At 71.7% G+C, this 22,049-nt stretch carries 16 protein-coding genes; 5 read left to right on the plus strand and 11 right to left on the minus strand.

From position 1 onward, the window contains the following. Positions 1 to 38: 38 nt before the first annotated feature. The 5 genes from OG462_RS12730 to uvrC all read right to left on the minus strand — a co-directional run bounded on the left by OG462_RS12730 (position 39) and on the right by uvrC (position 8,118). Entirely contained in the window at positions 39 to 2,990 is a 2,952-nt protein-coding gene (locus OG462_RS12730) for a M14 family zinc carboxypeptidase (protein WP_406057406.1), read from the minus strand. A 151-nt stretch (positions 2,991 to 3,141) separates the two neighbouring features. Next, complete coding sequence (whiA, locus tag OG462_RS12735; protein WP_406057408.1) at positions 3,142 to 4,131, minus strand: DNA-binding protein WhiA; 990 nt, start codon at positions 4,129 to 4,131, stop codon at positions 3,142 to 3,144. Then, positions 4,122 to 5,147 carry a uridine diphosphate-N-acetylglucosamine-binding protein YvcK gene (gene yvcK / locus OG462_RS12740; protein WP_406057410.1) on the minus strand — a complete coding sequence of 342 codons (1,026 nt, stop codon included), beginning with the start codon at positions 5,145 to 5,147 and terminating at the stop codon, positions 4,122 to 4,124. Before yvcK ends, whiA begins: the two co-directional genes overlap by 10 nt. Beyond that, on the minus strand, positions 5,144 to 6,145 hold the full coding sequence (gene rapZ, locus OG462_RS12745; RefSeq protein WP_406057412.1) for an RNase adapter RapZ: 1,002 nt from the start codon (positions 6,143 to 6,145) through the stop codon (positions 5,144 to 5,146). The genes yvcK and rapZ overlap by 4 nt, the downstream gene beginning before the upstream one ends. Next, on the minus strand, positions 6,142 to 8,118 hold the full coding sequence (gene uvrC / locus OG462_RS12750) for an excinuclease ABC subunit UvrC (RefSeq protein WP_406057414.1): 1,977 nt from the start codon (positions 8,116 to 8,118) through the stop codon (positions 6,142 to 6,144). Before uvrC ends, rapZ begins: the two co-directional genes overlap by 4 nt. A gap of 58 nt (positions 8,119 to 8,176) precedes the next feature. On the opposite strand from uvrC, the gene OG462_RS12755 reads away from it, so the two are divergent. Next, complete coding sequence (locus tag OG462_RS12755) at positions 8,177 to 8,929, plus strand: SDR family NAD(P)-dependent oxidoreductase (protein ID WP_406057416.1); 753 nt, start codon at positions 8,177 to 8,179, stop codon at positions 8,927 to 8,929. A gap of 360 nt (positions 8,930 to 9,289) precedes the next feature. On the opposite strand, the gene OG462_RS12760 is transcribed toward OG462_RS12755, so the two are convergent. Together OG462_RS12760 and OG462_RS12765 are read right to left on the minus strand one after the other, a co-directional pair. Beyond that, complete coding sequence (locus OG462_RS12760; RefSeq protein ID WP_406057418.1) at positions 9,290 to 10,105, minus strand: hypothetical protein; 816 nt, start codon at positions 10,103 to 10,105, stop codon at positions 9,290 to 9,292. Between the two features lie 5 nt (positions 10,106 to 10,110). Beyond that, positions 10,111 to 10,698, minus strand: coding sequence for a papain-like cysteine protease family protein (locus OG462_RS12765; protein WP_406057419.1), 588 nt, complete (start codon positions 10,696 to 10,698; stop codon positions 10,111 to 10,113). A gap of 249 nt (positions 10,699 to 10,947) precedes the next feature. On the opposite strand from OG462_RS12765, the gene OG462_RS12770 reads away from it, so the two are divergent. Then, positions 10,948 to 11,877 (plus strand): hypothetical protein, encoded by a 930-nt coding sequence (locus OG462_RS12770; protein WP_406057421.1) that lies wholly within the window; start codon positions 10,948 to 10,950, stop codon positions 11,875 to 11,877. Here OG462_RS12770 and OG462_RS12775 read toward each other — a convergent pair whose 3' ends face one another. Further along, positions 11,878 to 12,315, minus strand: coding sequence for a Rieske (2Fe-2S) protein (locus OG462_RS12775; RefSeq protein WP_266890608.1), 438 nt, complete (start codon positions 12,313 to 12,315; stop codon positions 11,878 to 11,880). Positions 12,316 to 12,495: 180 nt separating this feature from the next. Beyond that, a complete protein-coding gene (gene uvrA, locus OG462_RS12780; RefSeq protein WP_406057423.1) occupies positions 12,496 to 15,543 on the minus strand; it encodes an excinuclease ABC subunit UvrA in 3,048 nt (1,015 codons plus the stop codon). A gap of 185 nt (positions 15,544 to 15,728) precedes the next feature. Between uvrA and OG462_RS12785 the strand changes: the two genes are divergently transcribed. The 3 genes from OG462_RS12785 (at position 15,729) to OG462_RS12795 (ending at position 18,587) form a co-directional block, all read left to right on the plus strand. After that, positions 15,729 to 16,421, plus strand: a complete 693-nt coding sequence (locus OG462_RS12785) for a maleylpyruvate isomerase family mycothiol-dependent enzyme (protein ID WP_406057425.1) — start codon at positions 15,729 to 15,731, stop codon at positions 16,419 to 16,421. Positions 16,422 to 16,470: 49 nt separating this feature from the next. Next, on the plus strand, positions 16,471 to 17,127 hold the full coding sequence (locus tag OG462_RS12790) for an MBL fold metallo-hydrolase (protein ID WP_406057427.1): 657 nt from the start codon (positions 16,471 to 16,473) through the stop codon (positions 17,125 to 17,127). Between the two features lie 170 nt (positions 17,128 to 17,297). Next, positions 17,298 to 18,587, plus strand: a complete 1,290-nt coding sequence (locus OG462_RS12795) for an MFS transporter (protein ID WP_406066509.1) — start codon at positions 17,298 to 17,300, stop codon at positions 18,585 to 18,587. Between the two features lie 109 nt (positions 18,588 to 18,696). Here the strand turns inward: OG462_RS12795 and OG462_RS12800 are convergent, their stop codons facing one another. Together OG462_RS12800 and OG462_RS12805 are read right to left on the minus strand one after the other, a co-directional pair. Continuing rightward, positions 18,697 to 19,731: a TerC family protein gene (locus OG462_RS12800; protein ID WP_406057429.1), complete on the minus strand. Its 1,035-nt coding sequence runs from the start codon at positions 19,729 to 19,731 to the stop codon at positions 18,697 to 18,699. Positions 19,732 to 19,972: 241 nt separating this feature from the next. Then, entirely contained in the window at positions 19,973 to 21,910 is a 1,938-nt protein-coding gene (locus OG462_RS12805) for a TerD family protein (protein WP_406057431.1), read from the minus strand. Positions 21,911 to 22,049: the final 139 nt, after the last annotated feature.

Raw genomic sequence — 22,049 nt, forward strand, 5'->3', positions numbered from 1 at the left:
ACGGGCCGTCGTGGGACCTTTGTCCCCACTACTCTCCGTCAGCGGCGGAGCACCCCGAGGGCGCGGCCGACGAGACGTGCCCGCTCGGTCGCACCGGGCACGTGCTCCAGGCCGTAGCCGAGGAGGACGGTGTCACGCGTGGTGACCGCGGCCTGGGAGTGGAAGAGCGCCCCGGAACGCGTCCAGTCCGCGCCGTTGCCGGGGCTGCCGGCGGGCGCGCCCGGTACGGTCCACGCGCCGAGGGCGGTCTCGAAGCCCTCCGCCTCGGTGGTGGTCCCGGTGACGAGGCGGGTGTCGTCGACGAAGGCGCCCATCTCTCCCGTACCGGGGTCGGAGACGTACGAGATCGACAGCTCGACCTTCTTGCCGGCCCAGGCGCTCAGGTCGACGGAGGCCTGCCGCCAGCCGTTGGAGGGGCCGGTGAAGGCGTTCCAGGAGCCGGTGGTGCCGGTGGCGGCGCAGCCGTCCTCGCCGACGGTGAGGTAGTGGGCGAGGAAGGGGTGGCCGCGGACGTAGTAGCCCTCGCCGCAGTCGGCGGGGGGCTCGGTGGAGGTGCCGCCGTTGGCGTCGGGCAGGGTCGTCCAGTCGTCCTGGCCGACGGTGTGGGCCTCGACGACGAGGTTGTCGTAGCCGGGCTCGGTGTCGTAACTGACCTGGAAGTCCAGGCGCGGTGCCGATCCGGCGCCGACACCGGTGAGGTCGACGGTCCTGCTGAGCCGGGCCCAGGTGTTGTCGGCGTGCTTGACGGCCGCGAAGGTCGCGCCCTCGGCGGGCTCGAAGGGCATGCGGATGCCCGGGTAGTCGCCGGCGGAGGCGCTGCTGGCGAACTGCGGGAAGTCCTTGGCCTTCAGGGTGTCCGAGGTGACGGTGTACGCGCCCGCGTTGTCCAGCGGGTTGTCGGCGGCGGCGCCGAGGCCCGCGCCGATGCCCGCGAAGGCGCCGGTGCCGGCGAAGGCGGGCGGGTTCTTGAGGCCCGCGCGGTGGTAGGCGCCGAGGTAGTACTGGGCGAAGTCGTTGGTCTCCGCCAGGCCGACCTGGGTGAGGCCGCCGGACTTCTCGCCGGCGTTGATCAGCTTGCCGCCCTCGTTGAGGTAGGAGCGGACGGCGAGCTGGGTGGCTCCGGAGGGCCGCTCGGCGCCGGTGTACCAGACGACGGTGCGGAAGTGGGAGAGCACGCCGAGTGCGTCCGGGGTCCCCTGGGTGGCGACGTCCCAGACGGCGGCTTTGCGGCCGTTGTCTGCGAGCGCCTTCACATAGGCGGCGGTGTGCTTCGCGGCGGTGGTGCCGCCCTCGTCGGCGAGGACGAGCACGTCGCCGCGGGGCCGTTCGGCCACCTTGTAGGTGAAGGGGGCGGAGGCGGTGCTCCGGCCCTCGCGGGTGCGGGCGGTGAACCAGACCTCGACGGAGTCGCCGGGCCGGGCGTCCTCGACCTCGGCGCGGTACTCGTCGAAGTAGAGGTTGTCCTCGCCGCCGTAGGTCTCGCCGCCCTTCCAGGCGTCGAGCTCCTCGCTGTGGGTGCGGCCGCCGTTGATCCGGTACTTCAGGGTCTTGCCGCGCAGGGACTTGCGCGCGGTGACCGCGATCTCCTGCTCCTCGCCGCGGGCGTAGGAGGTGGTGAAGGTCTTCGGGGTGAAGGCGGGGGCGTCGATGCCGACCGGGGAGACGGGCCGGTCCGGGTGGGCGGCGGTCTCGGCGACGGCGAGCGCGAAGGGGATGTTCTTGGCGAACTCGGCCTGGATCAGCTTCTCGTCGTCCGGGAAGGTGAAGACGGAGGCGCAGTCGGCCGGGTTCCAGGCGTCGTTGGGGTCGACCCGGGAGGCGGTGGCGCAGGTCGACATCTCCGGGGTGAACATCTGCATGTCGTTGACGTTGGCGGCGTGACCGTCCGCCTCGCCGTTGGTGATGTACAGCTCCGAGGAGACCTGCGGCCGGTAGCCGGGCACGGCGGAGTTCTGCGGGGTGCCGGCGAGAGCCTTGAGGGCCACGTCGTCGGGGGTGTCGGTGGCGACCTGCCAGCCCACGCCGTACAGCAGGAGCTGGGCGGCCGAGTGGTAGTTGATGCCGTACGCGAAGCCGATGCGCTTCTGGAAGGCGTCGAGTGCCTTGGTCTCGGGCTCCGACATGGGGCCCTTGCCGCGGAAGGTCTCGTCGGCCGGGTCGGGCGAGGAGCCCTCGTTGTCGTAGCCCCACTTGTAGGCGAAGTTACGGTTCAGGTCGACGCCGTCGCCGGGGCCGATCCGCCCGTCGCGGTCGTTGTCGCGGAGGTTCTTCCGCCACTGCCGGTTCTCGGGGTCGGCGTGGGTGAAGTCGTAGCCGTCCGGGTTGGCGGAGAGCACGAACCACAGCTCGGTGGAGTCGACGATCCGGGTGATCCGCTCGTCCTTGCCGTACCCGTCGAGGTAGTGGTGGAGCAGCCGCCGGGTCATCTCCGGGGTGATCCACTCGCGCGCGTGCTGGTTGGACATGTACAGCGTGGCCGGCTTCGAGCCGTCCTTGACCCGCGGGGCGCCCTTGCTGACCTTGAGGGCGAGGATGTCCTGGCCCTTGAGGGTCTTGCCTATGGAGACGACCTTGGTGATCCCGGGGTTGGCCCGGGCGGTGTCCAGGATCTCCTGCTTGAGGCCGTTCGGGCCTCCGTACGGGCGGAACACGCCGTCCCCCGCGGCGGCCACCCGCTTCTCGGCCTGGGCGGTCAGGCTGTGCTCGGCGAGCTCGACACCCTGGCCGCGCAGCTGCCCGGCCTGCCGGCCGGTCAGGAAGAGCTCGACCGTCGCGGAGCCCTTCGCGGGCACCTGCTCGGTCAGTTCATGGGCGTCGGCACCGGCTTCGAGGAGCAGCGGAACCTGCTCCTTGGTGACCTCGGCGCGCCATACGGAGAGGGCGTCGCCGCCGTCCCGGTCGTTCGGCTGCGCTCCGGCGACGGGTGCCGCCGCCACTCCGGCGATCAGCAGTGAAGCCGCGGCGAGGATCGATCTCGCTCTGCGTCTCATGAGCCCCCCTTGCTGTTGTCTGTCACGAGGTGAACAGACGCCAGGCTCATGGGCGCCCATGGGCCTGTCAAGAGTGCCGCGCGGGTGTACGAAAAAGCTGCCGGCGCCTCAGAAAGGCACCGGCAGCACGGAGTTCGGGATTCCGTACGGATCAGCCGACCAGGCTGTCGTCCAGTTCCTCCGTCAGGTTGGACTCGGTCCCGGGAATGCCCAGGTCCTGCGCCCGCTTGTCCGCCATCGCGAGCAGCCGGCGGATCCGGCCGGCCACCGCGTCCTTCGTCAGCGGCGGCTCGGCGAGCGCGCCCAGCTCCTCGAGAGAGGCCTGCTTGTGCTCCATGCGGAGCCGGCCGGCCGCCGCGAGGTGCTCGGGCACTTCCTCGCCGAGGATCTCCAGGGCGCGCTGCACCCGGGCCCCGGCGGCGACCGCCGCGCGGGCCGAGCGGCGCAGGTTGGCGTCGTCGAAGTTGGCCAGGCGGTTGGCGGTGGCGCGGACCTCGCGCCGCATCCGCCGCTCCTCCCAGGCGAGCACCGACTCGTGCGCGCCGAGCCGGGTGAGCAGGGCGCCGATCGCGTCGCCGTCGCGGACGACGACCCGGTCCACCCCCCGTACCTCACGGGCCTTCGCCCCGATGGAGAGCCGGCGCGCCGCGCCGACCAGGGCGAGCGCGGCCTCCGGACCCGGGCAGGTCACCTCCAGGGAGGAGGACCGGCCGGGCTCGGTCAGCGAACCGTGCGCGAGGAACGCGCCCCGCCAAGCCGCCTCCGCGTCACAGGTCGCCCCGGAGACCACCTGCGGGGGCAGGCCCCGGATGGGGCGGCCCCGGCCGTCCACGAGACCCGTCTGCCGGGCCAGCTGGTCGCCTCCGGCCACCACCCGCACCACGAAACGCGAGCCGCGCCGCAGCCCGCCCGGGGCCATCACGATCAGCTCCGAGCTGTGCCCGAAGATCTCCAGGATGTCCCGCTTCAGCCGGCGCGCCGCCATCGCGGTGTCCAGCTCCGCCTCGATCACGATGCGGCCGCTCACCAGGTGCAGCCCGCCCGCGAACCGCAGGATCGACGAGACCTCTGCCTTCCTGCAGCAGGTCCGGGTGACGGGAAGCCGGGAGATCTCGTCCTTCACCGCTGCCGTCATCGCCATGGGCCGATCCTTCCATGCATCCGAAAAATACGGTCGTACGCGGCGGCCAACAGCTCCGGGTCGTGCTTCGCGGAGCCGTCGGACCTGGCCACCGGCGCCAGCTCGACCGCGGCACCGAGCCGTTTGGCGGCATCGGCGAGGGACTCGCGGTCGGGCACGGCGGCCTCGTCGGCCAGCACCACGTCCAGGGCGAGTTTAGGGGCGTGTCGTCCCAAAACCTCCAAATGACGCTGCGGGGAGAAGCCCTCGGTTTCTCCGGGCTGCGGCGCGAGGTTCAGCGAGAGCACCTTCCGGGCCTTCGTCTCGACCAGCGCGTCGAGCAGATCGGGCACGAGAAGGTGCGGGATCACGGAGGAGAACCAGGAGCCGGGACCGAGGACCACCCAGTCCGCGTCCAGGACCGCCTCGACCGCCTCGGGCACCGCCGGCGGGTCGTTCGGCACGAGGTGCACGGACTGCACGTCGCCCGGGGTGAGCGCCACGGTCGCCTGACCGCACACGGTGTCCACGTCGTCCGGACGCTCCGGATCATGGCCTCTGACCAGGGCCTGGAGCTCCAGCGGTACGGCGGACATGGGCAGCACCCGGCCCTGGGCGCCGAGCAGCCGGCCCACCAGGTCCAGGGCCTGCACGGGGTCGCCGAGCTGCTCCCAGAGGGCGACGATCAGCAGATTGCCGACGGCGTGGCCGTTGATCTCGCCCTTGGACTGGAAGCGGTGCTGGATCACCCGGGCCCAGGTCTGGCCCCAGTCGTCGTCGCCGCAGAGCGCCGCGAGCGCCTTGCGCAGATCGCCCGGGGGCAGCACGCCCAGCTCCTCCCGGAGCCGGCCGCTGGAACCCCCGTCGTCGGCGACGGTGACGACGGCCGTGAGGTCGCCGGTGATCCGGCGGAGGGCGGCGAGGGAGGCCGAGAGGCCCATCCCGCCGCCCAGCGCGACCACCTTCGGCTGGGCGCCGCGCCTGCGGAGCGTACGCCGCACCGTGAGGGTGGAGGCACGGCGGCGGTACGGCTTCACTCGCGCCCCATGTCCCGGTGCACGACGACGGTCTCGACCCCTTCGGCGGCGATGCGGGCGGCGAGCCGCTCGGCGGTGGCCACGGAGCGGTGCTTGCCGCCGGTGCAGCCCACGGCGATGGTCACGTACCGCTTGCCCTCGCGGCGGTAGCCCGCGGCGATCAGCTGGAGCAGTTCGGTGTAGCGGTCGAGGAACTCCTTGGCGCCGGGCTGGTTGTAGACGTAGTTCGACACCTCCTCGTTGAGGCCGGTGAAGGGGCGCAGCTCGGGGACCCAGTGCGGGTTCGGCAGGAAGCGCATGTCGACGACGAGGTCGGCGTCGACCGGCAGGCCGTACTTGAACCCGAAGGACATGACGGTGGCCCGCAGCTCGGGCTCCTCGTCACCGGCGAACTGGGCGTCCATCTTGGCGCGCAGCTCGTGGACGTTGAGGCTGGAGGTGTCGATCACCAGGTCGGCGTCGCCGCGCAGCTCGCGCAGCAGGTCACGCTCGGCGGCGATGCCGTCGGTGATCCGGCCGTCGCCCTGCAGCGGGTGCGGCCTGCGGACCGACTCGAAGCGCCGGACCAGGGCGTCGTCGGACGACTCCAGGAAGACGATCCGGCGGGTGACCTGCTTGGCGTCCAGGTCGGCGAGGGACTCCCTGAGGTTGTCGAAGAACTGCCGGCCGCGGACGTCCACGACGACGGCGATCCGGGCGACATTGCCCTGGGAGCGTGCGCCGAGCTCCACCATGGTGGGGATCAGCGCGGGCGGCAGATTGTCCACGACGAACCAGCCGAGGTCCTCCAGGCACTTCGCCGCGGTGGACCGGCCGGCTCCGGACATGCCGGAGATGATCACCAGCTCGGGAATGGCCGCCTCGGCGCCGTTGTCGCCGGGGGTCTCCTTCGTGCCCGTACTCACGTGTCCTGCTCCGTCTTCTCGGTCGTGCTCTTCGTGCTCTTCGTGCGTGTGCTGCTCGTCGTGCGTGTCGTGCTGCTGCTCGTGCGCGGTCATGCCGTGCCGCCCCCGTCGTCTTCCATGATCTCTCCTGTCGCCGTGTTCACGGCGGGTGCGGCCGGGGCCGCCTGTGCGAGGGCCACGACGACCGCCTCCGCGGTCTTCCGGCCCATGCCGGGGACCTCGCAGATCTGCTCGATTGTCGCCTGCCGGAGCCGCTTCACCGAGCCGAAATGCTTGATCAACGCCTGTTTCCGGGTGTCACCGAGGCCGGGCACGGCGTCGAGAGGGCTGGTCCGGATACGTTTCGCGCGCTTGGACCGCTGGTAGCGGATGGCGAAGTCGTGAGCCGTGTCACGTACCCGCTGGAGGAGGTACAGGCCCTCGCTGGAGCGGGGCAGCACCACCGGGTCGTCGTCGCCGGGCAGCCACACCTCCTCCAGACGCTTGGCGAGCCCGCAGACCGCGATGTCGGAGATCCCGAGCTCGTCGAGGGCCCGCCGGGCCGCGGCGACCTGCGGCTGCCCGCCGTCGACGACGACGAGCTGCGGCGGGTACGCGAAGCGCTTGGGCCGCCCGCTCTCCTCGGGGTCCTCGACGACACCCTCGGGGTCCCACTCCCCCGTCTTCTCCTTCTCGGCGAGATAGCGCCGGAAGCGGCGGCCGATCACCTCGTGCATGGACCGGACGTCGTCCTGGCCCTCGAAGCCCTTGATCTGGAAGCGGCGGTACTCGCTCTTGCGGGGCAGCCCGTCCTCGAAGACCACCATCGAGGCCACCACGTCCTCGCCCTGCAGGTGCGAGATGTCGAAGCACTCGATCCGCAGCGGCGCCGAGTCCAGGTCCAGGGCCTCGGCGATCTCCTCCAGGGCCCGGGAGCGGGTGGTCAGATCGCTGGCGCGCTTCGTCTTGTGCAGCACCAGCGACTGCTGGGCGTTGCGCGCGACGGTCTCCATCAGGTCCTTCTTGTCGCCGCGCTGCGGGACGCGCAGCGAGACGTTGGACCCGCGGCGGCCGGAGAGCCAGGCGGTGACGGCCCCGGCGTCCTCGGGCAGCGCCGGGACCAGGACCTCCTTGGGCACCGTGTCCCCGCTCTCCTCGCCGTACAGCTGCTGGATCGCGTGCTCGACCAGCCCGGCCGTGTCGACGGCCTCGACCTTGTCGGTGACCCAGCCGCGCTGACCGCGGACGCGTCCGCCGCGTACGTGGAAGATCTGCACGGCGGCCTCCAGCTCGTCCTCGGCGAGGGCGATCAGGTCGGCGTCGGTGGCGTCGGCGAGCACGACCGCGCTCTTCTCCATGGCCCGGCGCAGCGCCTCTATGTCGTCGCGGAGCCGCGCGGCCCTCTCGTACTCCATGTCCTCGGCCGCGAGCATCATCTGCTTCTCCAACCGGCGGATGTACGTACCGGTGCGGCCGGCCATGAAGTCGCTGAACTCCTCGGCCAGTTCGCGGTGCTCCTCCGGGGTGACCCGGCCGACGCAGGGCGCCGAGCACTTGCCGATGTAGCCGAGGAGGCAGGGGCGGCCGGCCGAGGCCGCGTTCCGGAACACCCCCGCGGAGCAGGTCCGCACCGGAAAGACCCGCAGCATCAGGTCGACGGTCTCGCGGATCGCCCACGCGTGCGCGTACGGCCCGAAGTAGCGCACGCCCTTCTTCTTGTGGCCGCGCAGGACCTGGACGCGCGGGAACTCCTCGTTCATCGTCACGGCGAGGTACGGGTAGCTCTTGTCGTCCCGGTACTTCACGTTGAACCGGGGGTCGTACTCCTTGATCCAGGAGTACTCCAGCTGGAGCGCCTCGACCTCGGTCGACACGACGGTCCACTCCACGGACGCCGCGGTGGTCACCATGGTGGCCGTGCGCGGGTGCAGGCTCGTGAGCGGCTGGAAGTAGTTGGCCAGCCGCTGACGGAGGGACTTCGCCTTCCCCACGTAGATCACCCGGCGGTGGTCGTCGCGGAACTTGTAGACCCCCGGGGAGTCGGGGATCTGCCCCGGCTTGGGGCGGTAGCTGGAGGGGTCTGCCATGCTCCCCACCCTACTGGCGGGCACCGACACTCCTGCCGCGCGCGCTCGTTGGCGAGGCATGGCGAATCAGGTGGCGGGACGGCTGACGGACCGGGTGTGCGTGATCACGGGCGCGGCGAGCGGAATCGGGCGGGCGACGGCGGAACGGTTCCTCCGCGAGGGGGCGCACGTGGTCGCCGCCGACCTCGACGAGAAGCGGCTCGCGACGCTCCAGGGAGTGGTCCCGGTGGTCGGCGACGTGTCACGCGAGGAGGACGCCCGGCGCATGATCACCACGGCGGTGGACCGCTTCGGATGGTTGGACGTCCTGGTGGCCAACGCGGGGGTGATCCCGCTGCTCGACATCACGGAGGCGGAGGGATCGGACTTCGATCACGTGATGGCGGTGGACGGCCGGGGAATGTTCCTGACCTGCAAGTACGCGATCGAGGCGATGCTCGTCTCGGGCGGCGGGGCCATCGTGTGCACGTCATCGATCTCGGGCGTGGCCGGCCAGGCCCGGCAGGCCGTCTACGGTCCGGCGAAGTTCGTGGCCACCGGCCTGACCAAGCACCTGGCGGTCGAGTGGGCGGAACACGGGATCCGGGTGAACGCGGTGGCCCCCGGCACGATCGAGACGGAACGCGTGGCCGCCGCGCGCGTGGAGCCGGGCGGCCCCGAGTACCTCTCCGAGGTCGTCCGCGCCCACCCGATGGGCCGCTTCGGCACACCGGAGGAGGTGGCGTCGGCCATCCTCTTCCTGGCCTCGGACGAGGCGTCATTCGTGACGGGAGCGATCCTGCCGGTGGACGGGGGGTACTTGGCGCGGTGAGCGGACGCTCCTGTCGGGGCGCCCGTTGCGGGCCCCGACCTGCCCGTGAGGGCCCACGCCCCGGCCCGACGTTGCCCACCCCCCGTGTGGGCCACGCCTTCAGTGGGCGATGCCCCCGTTGTGGGCAACTGTTCCGCTGGGGCGGAACGGGTGGGCACAACGGACGGCGCCCCTTGCCGGGCCCAGACTTCCGCGCCTGAACCCGCACCCCATGCGCGCCGAGCCGCTGGTGCGGGTCCAGGCACAAGGAGCGGAGGCGCCGCCAAGCGCGCCGTCCCGTGTGCCCACCCGTCCCGCCCCAGCGGGACGATTGCCCACACGGGGGGGCCGGGCCGCGGCAGCGGCTGAAGGGGAGAGGGCTCAGGCCTCCCGGCTGCCGCGCCTTCGGCGTATCGCCGTCGTCGCCGTCAGGGCGAGGGCCACGACGGCGCCCACACCGGCCGCGGTGGAGGCCACGGTGACGGCGGGCTCCTCGTGGGCGGCCGCCGTACGGGACCCGGACACGGACCCCGGTGCGGGCACCGACGCCTGGGCCTGGGGTGCATACCCTCCCGCCGCACCCTTCTTCGCGTAGGCCGAGCCGGGGAGCTTGTCCCCGTACGCCCGGACGACCCGCTCCCGGTACGCCGCGAGGCTCGTCCCGTTCCGGCCGACCGCCCGCACCGCGTCCTCGTCCAGGGGAAGCACCTTCGCCCCCTTCTGGACGTACCACGCGTCGATCTGCGGCTCGCGGAAGACCAGGCCGCCGGGCAGCACGCGCCCGCCCTGTTGCGCGTACCGGATCTCGTCGTCGCCGGTGGCGATGTTGACCACCTGCCAGCCGCCCGCCTGTTTCACGGTCCACAGCGAGGCCTTCTGGCCGTCCGAGGACACGGCGCGGCTGGCCCGGAACTCGACCCGGGCGACCGGCGCCCCGGCCTTCCCGGCGACGAAGTCCGGGGAGAGGATCCGTACCGGCACGGACCCGCCCTCGACGCGCGGCGCGGCGGCCGAGCGGGCGACGGCCCCGTCCCGGGCGAAGAACCGGGACAGGGTGTCCAGGGTCCCCGGCGCGGAGGCGGCCTGCTCGGGGGTCGGCGCGGGCGGCAGGGCCTCGGCGGCGTCCGCCGGGAGCGCCCCGAGGAGGACGAGGGCCGCGGTGGTGAGGAGCCCGGCACCCATGGCACGTGCGTTCATGGTCGTCACGCCCCGATCCGGTAGAGCGAGTGGGTCCAGGAGAAGGAGTTGTTGTCGACGTACCAGGCGTGCGAGGCCCAGTTGTAGCGGTCACTGGAGGGCCAGGGGTCGCCCCAGTAGACCCAGCTGTCGGCGTCGTCGTACCCGTAGATCACATGCATGTGGCCGCCGCCGCTCGACCACTGGATGCGGGTCTCGATTGGCCGGTCGGCGTTGATCTCGGTCTGGACGGTCGGGTAGCGCAGCCAGCCGGTCACGTACGAGCCGGGGTTGATGCCGGCCCAGCTCAGTCCGGTCTGGACGTTGCCGAGGGTGGCCTGGTTGTTGGGGCAGTCGTAGCCCTGCTGGCGGTTGAAGGCGGCGTTGCAGAACTGGTTCTGGCTGTAGTTCCGGCCGAACCAGGTGGCGATGGTGTTGCCACCGGCCGCCCAGCACCAGTTGGTCTTCTGCTGGGCCTGCATGGTGATGTTCAGCCGCTTGGAGCCGAGGGCGGCGGCGTCCTCGGCGGCGGGTGCGGCGGACGCCGAGGTGGTGGGGACGAGGAAGAGGGCGGCTGCGGCGAGTGCCGCGAGGTTCAGCTTTCTTCTGCGCATCGCGTTCCTCCCTGGAGCGGGGGGTGTGGGGATGTGGGGGTGTGCGGGGGGGTGGAGGATCGCGTCCGGACGCTGGTCAGGAGCATCTGCCGTTGTCCGGATCCGGTCAACACGCTTCAATGCGGGGTGACATCGGACTGTGAACGGTGTGACCCGGGTGTGAACGGACGCCCTCGGCCCACCTGCCCGCCCACCCCACGCGGCGCGACGGTCCGCTCCCCCGTCGTGAACGTTCACTGAGGAGTCCTCGTGAGCCACACCGAGGCCGATCTCGTGCAGCTGCTGCACACCGGCCCCTTCCATCTGGCACTGCGCACCGCGCTGGCCGTACGCGGGCTGCCGCTCCAGCGGGTCCAGCACCATCTCGCGCACCGGGGCATCAAGGTCGGGGTCACGAGTCTGAGCTACTGGCAGCAGGGCGCCCGCCGCCCGCAACGGCCGGAGTCGCTGAAGGCGGTCCGCGCGCTGGAGGAGGTACTGCAGCTGCCGGGGAACTCGCTGCTGCGGCTGCTCACGGAGGACGCGGCCGCGCGGTCCGAGGTGGAGCGTCCGGCGGCCCGTTCGTACCGCTCGCTCGTCGAGGCGTCGGGTGCGGTCGAGGAGCTCCTCGCGGGCCTCGAGTCGCCGACGGACGGCGGGCTGCACACGGTGGGGCACCACGAGCGGGTACGGATCGGGGCGGGGCGGGAGCTGGTGGGGCGCGAGTCGCAGCAGGTCGTCCGGGCACACAGGGACGGCGTGGACCGCTACCTGGCCATCCACCACGGGGACCCCGGCTGCGAGCCGTCACGGGTCGCGGTGCGGGCGGTGGAGAACTGCCGGACGGGGCGGGTGCGGTGGGACGCCGGGACGGGGGTGCTGGTCGCGGAGCTGCTCTTCGACACGCGGCTGCGCGCCGGGGACACGTACCTCTTCTCGTACGGCTTCGAGGACGGTACGGCGGGACCGAGCGGGGAGTACGTGCGCGGGTTCAGCTTCGCGGGCGGGCAGTACGCGCTGCAGGTGCGCTTCGACGAGGCGGCGCTGCCGGTGCGGTGCCGGAGGTTCGCGCAGGCCTCGACGGGTGCGCCGCGCGGCGGCCGCGCGGAGCTGACCCTGAGCGGCCGGCACCGCACGGTGCACGTCGTGGAGCAGGGCGTACGCCCGGGGATCCTGGGGATCGACTGGGACTGGACGTGACTAGGCCTTGGGCGCGGCCTCGGGGCCCGCGATCAGCTTGCCGTTCTCGACGCGGACCGGGACCTCGGGGAGCGGGACGGTGGCCGGGCCCTTGAGCGCCTTGCCGGTGGTCACGTCGAAGCGGCTGCCGTGGCAGGGGCAGTTGCCCTCGTTGTTCTCGATCTTGTCGAGGACGCAGCCTGCGTGGGTGCACTGGGCGCTGAACGCCTTGTACTGGCCCTTGGCCGGGCAGCTCACCACGACCTTCTGCTCGCGGTAGAGCTTGGCACCGCCGACCGGGACCTCGTCCGGGGCGCCGAGCGCGACCGGGGCGGTCGGGGTCGGGACGCCGGCGTGGCCGAGCTTGGACTCGGTGGAGCAGGCGGCGACTCCCAGCCCGGCGGCACCGGCGAGAGCGGCGCCCTTCAGTACGGTGCGGCGGCTGGACTGGCCGGACATGGGCGCTCCACGGTGGATCGGGGCAAGGCGTGACCGAACCGACGATACCGGCGGGGTTTCCGGCGCCCACGGCCGGGCCCGGGGGTCAAGACGCGGGGTTCCGGGCCAGGGGTCCGGGCCCGGGTACGCCTCGGGACGCGGGACGAGGCAGGGCCCCGAGGAGGGGCCCTGCCCGGAACGTCAGGCCTTGCGGGCCCGCGTCGTCGTCTTCTTCGCGGCGGCCTTGGTCGTGGTCGCCTTCGTGGCCGTCTTCTTCGCGGCGGCCGTCTTCTTCGCCGGGGTGGCGGCCGTGGTCGCCACCGCCTTCTTGGCCGGGGCCTTCTTCGCCGCCGTCTTCTTCGCCCCCCGGGCCGCCGGGACGGTCACCCCGGCGTCGCTGACCCGGTCCGCGCCGAGGATCTCGCGGAGGAACTTGCCGGTGTGACTCGTCGCGACCGAGGCGACCTCCTCGGGCGTGCCCTCGGCGACGACCAGGCCACCGCCGTTGCCGCCCTCGGGGCCCATGTCGATGAGCCAGTCGGCGGTCTTGACGACATCGAGGTTGTGCTCGATGACGATCACCGAGTTGCCCTTGTCGACCAGGCCGGACAGGACCTTGATCAGCTTCGAGATGTCATCGAAGTGCAGACCGGTGGTCGGCTCGTCCAGGACGTAGACCGTGCGGCCCGTGGAGCGCTTCTGGAGCTCGGAGGCGAGCTTCACGCGCTGCGCCTCGCCGCCCGAGAGCGTCGGCGCGGACTGGCCGAGCCGGACGTACCCGAGGCCGACCTCGTTGAGCGTGCGCAGATGGCGCGCGATGGTCGGGACGGCCTCGAAGAAGTCCAGGGCCTCCTCGATCGGCATGTTCAGGACTTCGGCGATGGACTTGCCCTTGTAGTGGACCTCCAGGGTCTCCCGGTTGTACCGGTCGCCGTGGCAGACCTCGCACGGGACGTAGACGTCCGGGAGGAAGTTCATCTCGATCTTGATCGTGCCGTCGCCGGAGCAGTTCTCGCAGCGACCGCCCTTGACGTTGAAGGAGAACCGGCCGGGCAGGTAGCCCCGGACCTTGGCCTCCATCGTCTCGGCGAAGAGCTTGCGGACGTGGTCGAAGACGCCGGTGTAGGTCGCCGGGTTCGACCGCGGGGTGCGGCCGATCGGGGACTGGTCGACGTGCACGACCTTGTCGACGAGGTCGTCGCCGTCCACGCGCGTGTGCCGGCCGGGCACCGACTTGGCACCGTTCAGCTCGCGCGCGAGGTGGGTGTAGAGGATGTCGTTGACCAGGGTCGACTTGCCGGAGCCGGAGACGCCGGTGACGGCGGTGAGGACGCCCAGCGGGAAGGAGACGTCGATGTCCTGCAGGTTGTTCTCGCGGGCTCCGTGCACCGTCAGCCGGCGGCCGGGGTCGACCGGGCGGCGGATGTCCGGGGTGGGGATCGCCCGGCGGCCGGACAGGTACTGCCCGGTGATCGACTCCTCGTTGGCGAGGAGCTCCTTCATGGTGCCGGAGTGGACGACCCTGCCGCCGTGCTCACCGGCGCCGGGGCCGATGTCGACGACCCAGTCGGCGACCTTGATGGTGTCCTCGTCGTGCTCGACGACGATGAGCGTGTTGCCCATGTCCCGGAGCCGTACGAGGGTCTCGATGAGCCGGTGGTTGTCGCGCTGGTGAAGGCCGATGGACGGCTCGTCGAGCACGTACAGCACGCCGACCAGGCCGGAGCCGATCTGGGTGGCGAGCCGGATGCGCTGGGCCTCGCCGCCGGAGAGGGTGCCCGCGGCGCGGTTGAGCGAGAGGTAGTCGAGGCCGACGTCGACGAGGAAGCGCAGCCGCTCGTTGACCTCCTTGAGGACCCGCTCGGCGATCTTCTTGTCGCGGGCGTTCAGCGTGAGGCGGGCGAGGAACTCGGCGCAGTCGCTGATCGACATCGCGGAGACCTCGGCGATGGACTTCTCCATGACCGTGACCGCGAGGACGATCGGCTTGAGGCGGGTGCCCTCGCAGGTGGGGCAGGGCACCTCGCGCATGTAGCCCTCGAAGCGCTCGCGGCTGGAGTCGCTCTCGGCCTCGGTGTGGCGCCGCTTCACGAAGGAGACGGCGCCTTCGAAGGCCGGGGTCGTGTACGCCCGCTCCCGGCCGTACCGGTTGCGGTAGCGCACCTCGACCTGGGTCTTGTGCCCGTACATCAGGGCCTTCTTGGCGCGCTGCGGCAGTCCCGCGTACGGCATGTCCGTGCTGAAGCCGAGGGCCTGCGAGAGACCGCCGATGAGCCGGCCGAAGTACTCCTTGGTGTGGCCGTGCGACCAGGGGTGGATGGCGCCCTCGTCGAGGGACTTGTCCTCGTCGGGGACGATCAGCTCCGGGTCGACCTCCATGCGGGTGCCGATGCCGGTGCAGTCGGGGCAGGCGCCGAACGGCGAGTTGAAGGAGAAGGAGCGCGGCTCCAGCTCCTCGAAGGACAGGTCGTCGTACGGGCAGTAGAGGTGCTCCGAGTACATCCGCTCGCGCTCGGGGTCGTCCTCGGCGAGGTCGACGAAGTCGAGGACGACCATGCCGCCGGAGAGTCCGAGCGCGGTCTCGACGGAGTCGGTGAGACGGCGCTTGGCGCCGTCCTTCACGGTGAGGCGGTCGACGACCACCTCGATCGTGTGCTTCTCCTGCTTCTTCAGCGTCGGCGGTTCGCTCAGCTGTACGGTCACGCCGTCGACGCGGGCTCGGCTGTAGCCCTTGGTCTGGAGGTCCGCGAAGAGGTCGACGAACTCGCCCTTGCGCTCGCGCACGAGCGGCGAGAGCACCTGGAAGCGGCTGCCCTCGGGGAGCTCCAGGACCTTGTCCACGATGGCCTGCGGCGACTGGCGGGAGATCGGCCGGTGGCACTCGGGACAGTGCGGCTTGCCGATGCGCGCGAAGAGCAGACGGAGGTAGTCGTAGACCTCCGTGATGGTGCCGACCGTCGAGCGCGGGTTGCGCGAGGTCGACTTCTGGTCGATGGAGACCGCGGGCGACAGACCTTCGATGAAGTCGACGTCCGGCTTGTCCATCTGGCCGAGGAACTGCCGGGCGTAAGAGGAGAGCGACTCGACGTAGCGGCGCTGCCCCTCGGCGAAGATCGTGTCGAACGCGAGGGAGGACTTGCCCGATCCCGAGAGCCCGGTGAAGACGATCAGGGAGTCACGCGGGAGGTCGAGCGAGACGTTCTTGAGGTTGTGCTCACGAGCGCCACGGACGATGAGACGGTCGGCCACGCCGGTCCGCACCTTTCTTCAGAGAGCGGATGTCTTCAGAGAACGGATGTGCCTGAACACCCAACACTTCAAGGATGCCGGATGCTTCCTTCGAGCTTATAGCACGCACATTCGATTTCCGGACTCACGGAGACCTCTTCACCCGAACGAGTGGTGACACCCCGGCCGGCACTAGGGTCGGCGCCATGATCGACCACGAACGCGACCTTGCCCACGTCCGCGAAGCGACCGAAAGGCTGCTGAACGCGACTGCCTCCCTGGACAACGCGGCGGTGGCCGAGCCGTCACGGCTGCCCGGCTGGACCCGTGGCCACGTGCTCGCCCACATCGCCCGTAACGCCGACGCCCTGGTGAACGTTCTCCAGGGCCTCCCCATGTACCCCGACGCCGCGACCCGCGACGCCGACATCGAGCGCGACGCCGGCCGTCCGCTCGACGTCCAGCTCGCCGACCTGCGCGCGACCGCCGACCGCTTCCAGGCCGTGGGCGCCGAGCCCGCCGACTGGAGCCGGACGGTCGAGCTCCGCAACGGCGTCAAGGACAGCGCCTCCCGGATCCCCTTCCGCCGCTGGGTCGAGGTGGCCCTGCACCATGTCGACCTGGGTGTCGGCTACGACCTGGACGACCTTCCCGAGGACTTCACGCGGCGGGAGATCGCCTTCCTCGCCGACCGCTGGTCCGGGCACGCGCAGGTGCCGCCGGTGACCCTGCGGACCCACCACGACGACACCCGCTGGCACACGGGCGGCACCGAGGGCACCCCGGTGACCGTCCAGGGCGCCCTCGGCGAGCTGCTGGGCTGGCTGGCCGGGCGCGGCCTCAAGGGCGCGCACCTGGCCGTCGAGGGCGGCCCGCTCCCTGAGCTCCCGCCGCTGTAGTCCCGGCTGTTGGGCCCCGCCCGTCGGTGCCCGGAGATAGGCTGAGGCCATGACGTACAGCGGAGTGGTGAAGGTCGGCGGGGCGGCGGATGTGCACGAGCTGACGGACCTGATGATCTCGAAGGTCGCGGTCGGCCCGATGGACAACAACGCGTATCTGCTGCGCTGCCGGGCCACCGGCGAGCAGCTGCTGATCGACGCGGCCAACGACGCGGACACCCTCCTCACGCTGATCGGTGACGACGGCATCAAGGCCGTCGTCACCACCCACCAGCACGGCGACCACTGGCAGGCGCTCGCCGAGGTGGTCGCCGCGACCGGCGCCGTGACCTACGCGGGCGCGTACGACGCGGAGGGCATCCCGGTCGCGACCGACGTGCCCGTCGAGGACGGCGACACGATCCGGGTGGGGCGGGTCGAACTGACCGCGCGCCGCCTGGTCGGGCACACCCCGGGCTCGATCGCCCTCGTCTACGACGACCCGCACGGCCACCCGCACGTCTTCACCGGCGACTGCCTCTTCCCCGGCGGGGTGGGCAACACCTGGAAGGACCCGGAGGCGTTCGCGAGCCTGATCCACGACGTGGAGACCAAGCTGTTCGCGGTCCTCCCGGACGAGTCCTGGATCTACCCGGGCCACGGCAAGGACACCACGCTCGGTGACGAGCGCCCCTCACTCACGGTGTGGCGCGAGCGCGGCTGGTAGGCCGTCGGGGAAGCCTTCGGAGACGAAGAGCGCGCGGCTGAGCAGCCGCGCGCTTCCGCACGCCCCCGTAACCCGGACGGCGGCGGGGTAGTTGGCGCGACATGAGCCTCAGTAACGCTCCGTCGCCGCCCGCTTCCCCCGCCCCGCCCGCCTCGCCCGCTCCGCCCGCGATGGGGAGGCTCGCCGCCGCCTCGCTCGTCGGCACCGCCATCGAGTTCTTCGACTTCTTCGTCTACGGGACCGCCGCCGCCCTCGTCCTCGGACCGCTCTTCTTCCCGACCTTCTCCCCGCTCGCCGGGACCCTGGCCGCCTTCGGCACCTTCGCCATCGGCTTCCTGTCCCGGCCGCTCGGCTCCGTCCTCTTCGGCCATGTCGGCGACCGGTACGGACGGCGCCCCGTCCTCTTCGCCTCGCTGATGCTGACCGGCTGCGCCACGGTCGCCGTCGGCTGCGTCCCCACGTACGCGACGATCGGCATCGCCGCTCCGATGCTGCTGCTCGTGCTCCGCTTCCTCCAGGGCCTGGGGCTCGGCGGCGAGTGGGGCGGGGCCGTCCTGCTCACCGCCGAGCACGCCCCCGAGAACCGGCGCGCACTCTGGTCTAGCTTCCCCCAGATCGGCCCGTCGATCGGCTTCCTCCTGGCGAACGGGGTGATGCTGGCGCTCTCCGCCGGCCTGAGCGACGCGGAGTTCCGCTCCTGGGGCTGGCGGGTGCCGTTCTGGGCGGCCGGCCTGCTCGCGGCGGTCGGGCTGCTGCTGCGCTCCTCGCTCGCGGAGACCCCGCAGTTCGAGAAGCTGTCCGCGACCGGGCAGACCGCGGGCGCACCGCTGGCCGAGGTCGCCCGCGACCACTGGCGGCTCGTGCTGCTGACGGCCGGGGCGCTCGCGGTCGGGTACGCCACCTTCTACACGGTCTCCACCTGGGCCCTGGCCTACGGCACCGAGCGGCTCGGGGTGAGCAGCACGGTGATGCTGACCTGTGTGATGGCGGCGGTCGCCATCAAGGGCGCGGCCACGCCGTTCGTGGCGGTCCTCGCCGACCGCTGGGGCCGCCGGCCGCTGTGCCTCGCGGGGTGCGCGGCCTCCGCGCTGTGGATGTTCCCGATGGTGGCGCTGCTGCACACCGCGCGCCCGTTCCTGATGTTCCTCGGCTTCCTGGGCGCGCTGCTCGCGTTCATCACGATGTTCGCGGTGGTGGCCGCGTATCTCCCGGAGCTGTACGAGCCCCGGGTCCGCTGCACCGGCGCCGCCGTCGGCTACAACCTCGCCGGTGTCCTGGGCGGCGCCCTGACCCCGCTGGTCGCCACCGCTCTCTCCGAAGGCGGCTCCGGGCCGCCCTGGGGCGTCGCGGCCTATCTGACCGTGGTCGCCCTGGTCAGCCTCGGCTGCTTCGCCTTGCTCCCGGAGACCCTTCCGGCCAAGGCCGAGCAGCGAGCGGAGCCCGAACCCGCCACGGCCTGAGTGCCGGAGTGCCCGGGACGGAGAAATGCCTGGGACGGAGATACGGCGACGGCCGGTCGGGGAGTCCCCCGGCCGGCCGCCGCCGTGTCTGTGCCATGTCTATGGCGTGTCAGGCACCGATGCTGTCCTTCTTGGCATCGTCGACGCCGTCGACGATGCCGACGTCGGTCACGTCGGTGACGCCCTCGGCCGCGGCTCGCTCCGCCTGCCTCTTGGAGGCGATGAGGCTGGTGATCGTGGTGACGACCAGGACGCCGCCGATGACCGCCAGCGAGAACCCGATGGAGATCTCCGGGACGTGCACCCCGGACTCGTGCAGGGCGTGCAGGACGAGCTTCACGCCGATGAAGCCGAGGATCACCGACAGGCCGTAGCTGAGGTGGACCAGCTTCTTGAGCAGGCCGCCGATCAGGAAGTACAGCTGCCGCAGGCCCATGAGGGCGAAGGCGTTGGCGGTGAAGACGATGTACGGGTCCTGGGTCAGGCCGAAGATCGCCGGGATGGAGTCGAGGGCGAAGAGGATGTCCGTGGTGCCGATGGCGATCATGACGACCATCAGCGGGGTCAGGACGCGCTTGCCGTTGACGCGGATGAAGAGCTTGGTGCCGTGGTACTTGTCGGCGACGCCGAACTTCTTCTCGACGGACTTGAGGAGACGGTTCTCCTCCCAGTCGTCCTCCTCCTCGTCGGCGCGCGCCTCCTGGATGAGCTTCCAGGCGGTGTAGATCAGGAACGCGCCGAAGATGTAGAAGACCCACGAGAAGTTCGCGATGACCGCGGCGCCCGCGACGATGAAGATCGTGCGGAGGACCAGGGCGATCACCACACCCACGAGCAGCACGCGCTGCTGGAGGTGGGAGGGGACCGAGAACTTCGCCATGATCAGGATGAAGACGAAGAGGTTGTCGACACTGAGCGACTTCTCGGTGACGTAGCCGGCGAAGAACTCCCCTGACGCCTGGCTGTTGCCGAACACGAGCAGGCCGACTCCGAAGAGCACGGCGAGCACGACCCAGACGATCGTCCAGATTCCGGCTTCCTTGACCGAGACGTCATGGGGCTTCCGCCCGATGAAGAAGTCGGCTCCGATGAGGGCGACCAGACCGAGAATGGTCAGCACCCACAGGGTCATTGAAACGTCCACTGCGCCTCCGGCGTCGTACGGCTACTTGATCAGCGTCGTCGCTGCCGGAGGTCTCTTCCACCCGAGCGGATCACACCGCGATCGGGCCGACGCCCCGGGATCGGATCGATGAGGATCCGTCCGTATTGACGGGTACGCCGCGCATGGGGAGTACTCCCCTCCGCACCGAGAAGACTACCCGAAAACCCAAGAGAAGGTAAAGGGAAGGGTAAAGAGCCGCCAAGAGAGCAGGTCAGGGCCGTCAGGGCCGCTTTCCATGGCGTGCGGCCGCCACCTGTCCGAGGACCTGACGGAGGACCCCGCTGCCCGGCGGGAGCATCGGAGGCTCGTACGACCAGGCGTGACCGACCCACGGATCGGCGAGGTGGTCGTCGGGGACGGGTGTGAGTCGGAGCAGCGAGCGCCACAGCGGGTCGAGCAGCGGCCCGTACGCGGACGCGTCCTCCCGGTCCGCCACCATCAGCAGATGGACGCCGACCGACGGGCCCTCGTCGGCGAGGTACCGGAGCCGGGTGACCGCCCGGTCGTCGAAGCCGTGCGGGAAGTCGTGCACGAGCAGCAGCTGCCGGGCCGCGTCCAGACCGGGCGGCAGTGCGTCGGAGGCCCCGGCCCGCACCGCCATCTGCAGCAGGTCGACCCGCTCGGTCAGCTGCTCCAGGACCGCCGACACCCCGGCCGCGCCCCGGGCCGGCGGGGCCGCGAGGACGCCCGTCTCGACGAGCGGCGCGAGCGCGGCGGCGCCCGCACCGGCCGGGTCGACGACATGGACGGTGAACCCGCCCGCCGGGTGCGCCGCGAGCAGCCGGGCCGCGTGCGCGACCGCGCAGTCCAGGGCGAGCCGTCGCAGTTCGGTCTCGTCGAGGAGGCCGGCGGCTTCGGAGCGGCCTCGGCCGCTGTCCACCCAGAGCCCCCGCTCCAGCGGCAGCCGGACGAGCATGGGGATCCGCAGATCGGTCCTCTCGGGGAGGTGGAGGTCGCCGAGGCGGACGGCCATCGGCTCCTCGGCCGGGACGCGGTAGGCGTGCCAGACGGGGTTGTCCCAGCGGGCGTAGGCGGCGGGCAGGGCCGGCTCGACGACGTCGGACTCGGCCACGAGCTGGGCGAGGTCCCGGTCCAGGACCTCCTGGGCCCGCTTCACCAGCTCGTCGTGCCGGGCGCGGGCGGCCGCCCGCGCGGCGTCGTTGGCGCCGTCGGCGCGGGCGCGGTAGTCGGAGAGCGTCTCGTCCAGCTCCCGGTCGAGCCGGGACTCGGCGAAGTCGCAGGCGCTGCGGTAGGCGGCGGCGGTACGGGCCAGGTCCTCGAACATGCCCCAGACCTGGTTGTACAGGCGCTCGTCCATGGACCAGCCCGACGCGTCCCCGGCGACCGGGGTGGGCGGACCCTGCCGGGGCTCGGGTTCGGGCGCGGGTGCGGCGGCCTGGCGGCGGGGGTGGGCGTAGTTGACGGGACCGCCGCCCGTCGCGGGCGTGGGAGTGGGCGTGCCCATGCCCGTCGGCGGGGTCGGTGGCGGGGTCGCCGGGGCTGTGGGGGCTGTGGGGGCGGCCGGGTCCGGGGCGGTCACCGGCGCCGTGTGGCGTACGCGCTCCGCCTCGGGGACGTGCTGCGGCGGGGCGGCGACCGGGGCGGGCCCGGGCGCGACCGTCTCCAGGATCGACGCGGCCAGGTCGGCGGGGCGCTCCAGGCCCTGGTCGCCGAGGAGGGCGGCGAGCCCGCCCTCGTACCCCTGGCCCATGGCGCGGACCTTCCAGGTGCCCTGGCGGCGGTAGAGCTCCAGGGCGACGACAGCGGACTCGCTGTCGAGTCCGGTGATCGTGAAGGTGGCGATCTCGGCTCCGTCCTGGCCGGCGACGGCGACGAACGGGGCGGCGACCGTTCCGAAGCGGGCGGCTCCGCCGGCGCGGGGTCCGGGGAGCGCGAGGAGGACCGAGACGCGGTGGACGGCGCCGGGGACGGCTTCCAGGTCGACGGTGAGGCGGTGGTCGGCGGCCGCCTGCCCGGGGACGTCGACGCCGGGGAGGGAGGGGGCGCCGGGGTGGGCGATCCACTCCACGCCGGGGACTCTGCCCTGTTCGTCGCCGAGGGTGGCTCCGGCGAGGACAGGGTGACCGGCCGACACCCGGATCTCCAGTCGGGTGTCGGGCAGGGGGTGGTTCTGCCCCCGGACCAGCTCGGCCGTCATCGACTCTGTCCCCTCAGCGTTTCCCGGCGTGGATCAAGCGGATCGTTCGTTCGTCCGCTCGGACGGGAGCGGATCATGCGGGACAGCTCCCGGTGGCCTGCTGCCTCCGGGAGCTGCGGGTGCGTCCTGCGCGGGACTG

This window comes from Streptomyces sp. NBC_01077 (assembly GCF_045162855.1).
Taxonomy (GTDB): Bacteria; Actinomycetota; Actinomycetes; order Streptomycetales; family Streptomycetaceae; genus Streptomyces.

What these genes read in the sequence shown, in the direction of transcription:
- OG462_RS12790 (WP_406057427.1), top strand. Translation starts at nt 16,471, where the DNA reads ATGACGTACAGCGGAGTGGTGAAGGTCGGCGGGGCGGCGGATGTGCAC.
- rapZ (WP_406057412.1), bottom strand. Translation starts at nt 6,145, where the DNA reads ATGACCGCGCACGAGCAGCAGCACGACACGCACGACGAGCAGCACACG.
- OG462_RS12760 (WP_406057418.1), bottom strand. Translation starts at nt 10,105, where the DNA reads ATGAACGCACGTGCCATGGGTGCCGGGCTCCTCACCACCGCGGCCCTC.
- uvrC (WP_406057414.1), bottom strand. Translation starts at nt 8,118, where the DNA reads ATGGCAGACCCCTCCAGCTACCGCCCCAAGCCGGGGCAGATCCCCGAC.
- whiA (WP_406057408.1), bottom strand. Translation starts at nt 4,131, where the DNA reads ATGGCGATGACGGCAGCGGTGAAGGACGAGATCTCCCGGCTTCCCGTC.
- OG462_RS12805 (WP_406057431.1), bottom strand. Translation starts at nt 21,910, where the DNA reads ATGACGGCCGAGCTGGTCCGGGGGCAGAACCACCCCCTGCCCGACACC.
- OG462_RS12765 (WP_406057419.1), bottom strand. Translation starts at nt 10,698, where the DNA reads ATGCGCAGAAGAAAGCTGAACCTCGCGGCACTCGCCGCAGCCGCCCTC.
- OG462_RS12785 (WP_406057425.1), top strand. Translation starts at nt 15,729, where the DNA reads ATGATCGACCACGAACGCGACCTTGCCCACGTCCGCGAAGCGACCGAA.
- OG462_RS12730 (WP_406057406.1), bottom strand. Translation starts at nt 2,990, where the DNA reads ATGAGACGCAGAGCGAGATCGATCCTCGCCGCGGCTTCACTGCTGATC.
- OG462_RS12795 (WP_406066509.1), top strand. Translation starts at nt 17,298, where the DNA reads ATGGGGAGGCTCGCCGCCGCCTCGCTCGTCGGCACCGCCATCGAGTTC.
- OG462_RS12775 (WP_266890608.1), bottom strand. Translation starts at nt 12,315, where the DNA reads ATGTCCGGCCAGTCCAGCCGCCGCACCGTACTGAAGGGCGCCGCTCTC.
- OG462_RS12755 (WP_406057416.1), top strand. Translation starts at nt 8,177, where the DNA reads ATGGCGAATCAGGTGGCGGGACGGCTGACGGACCGGGTGTGCGTGATC.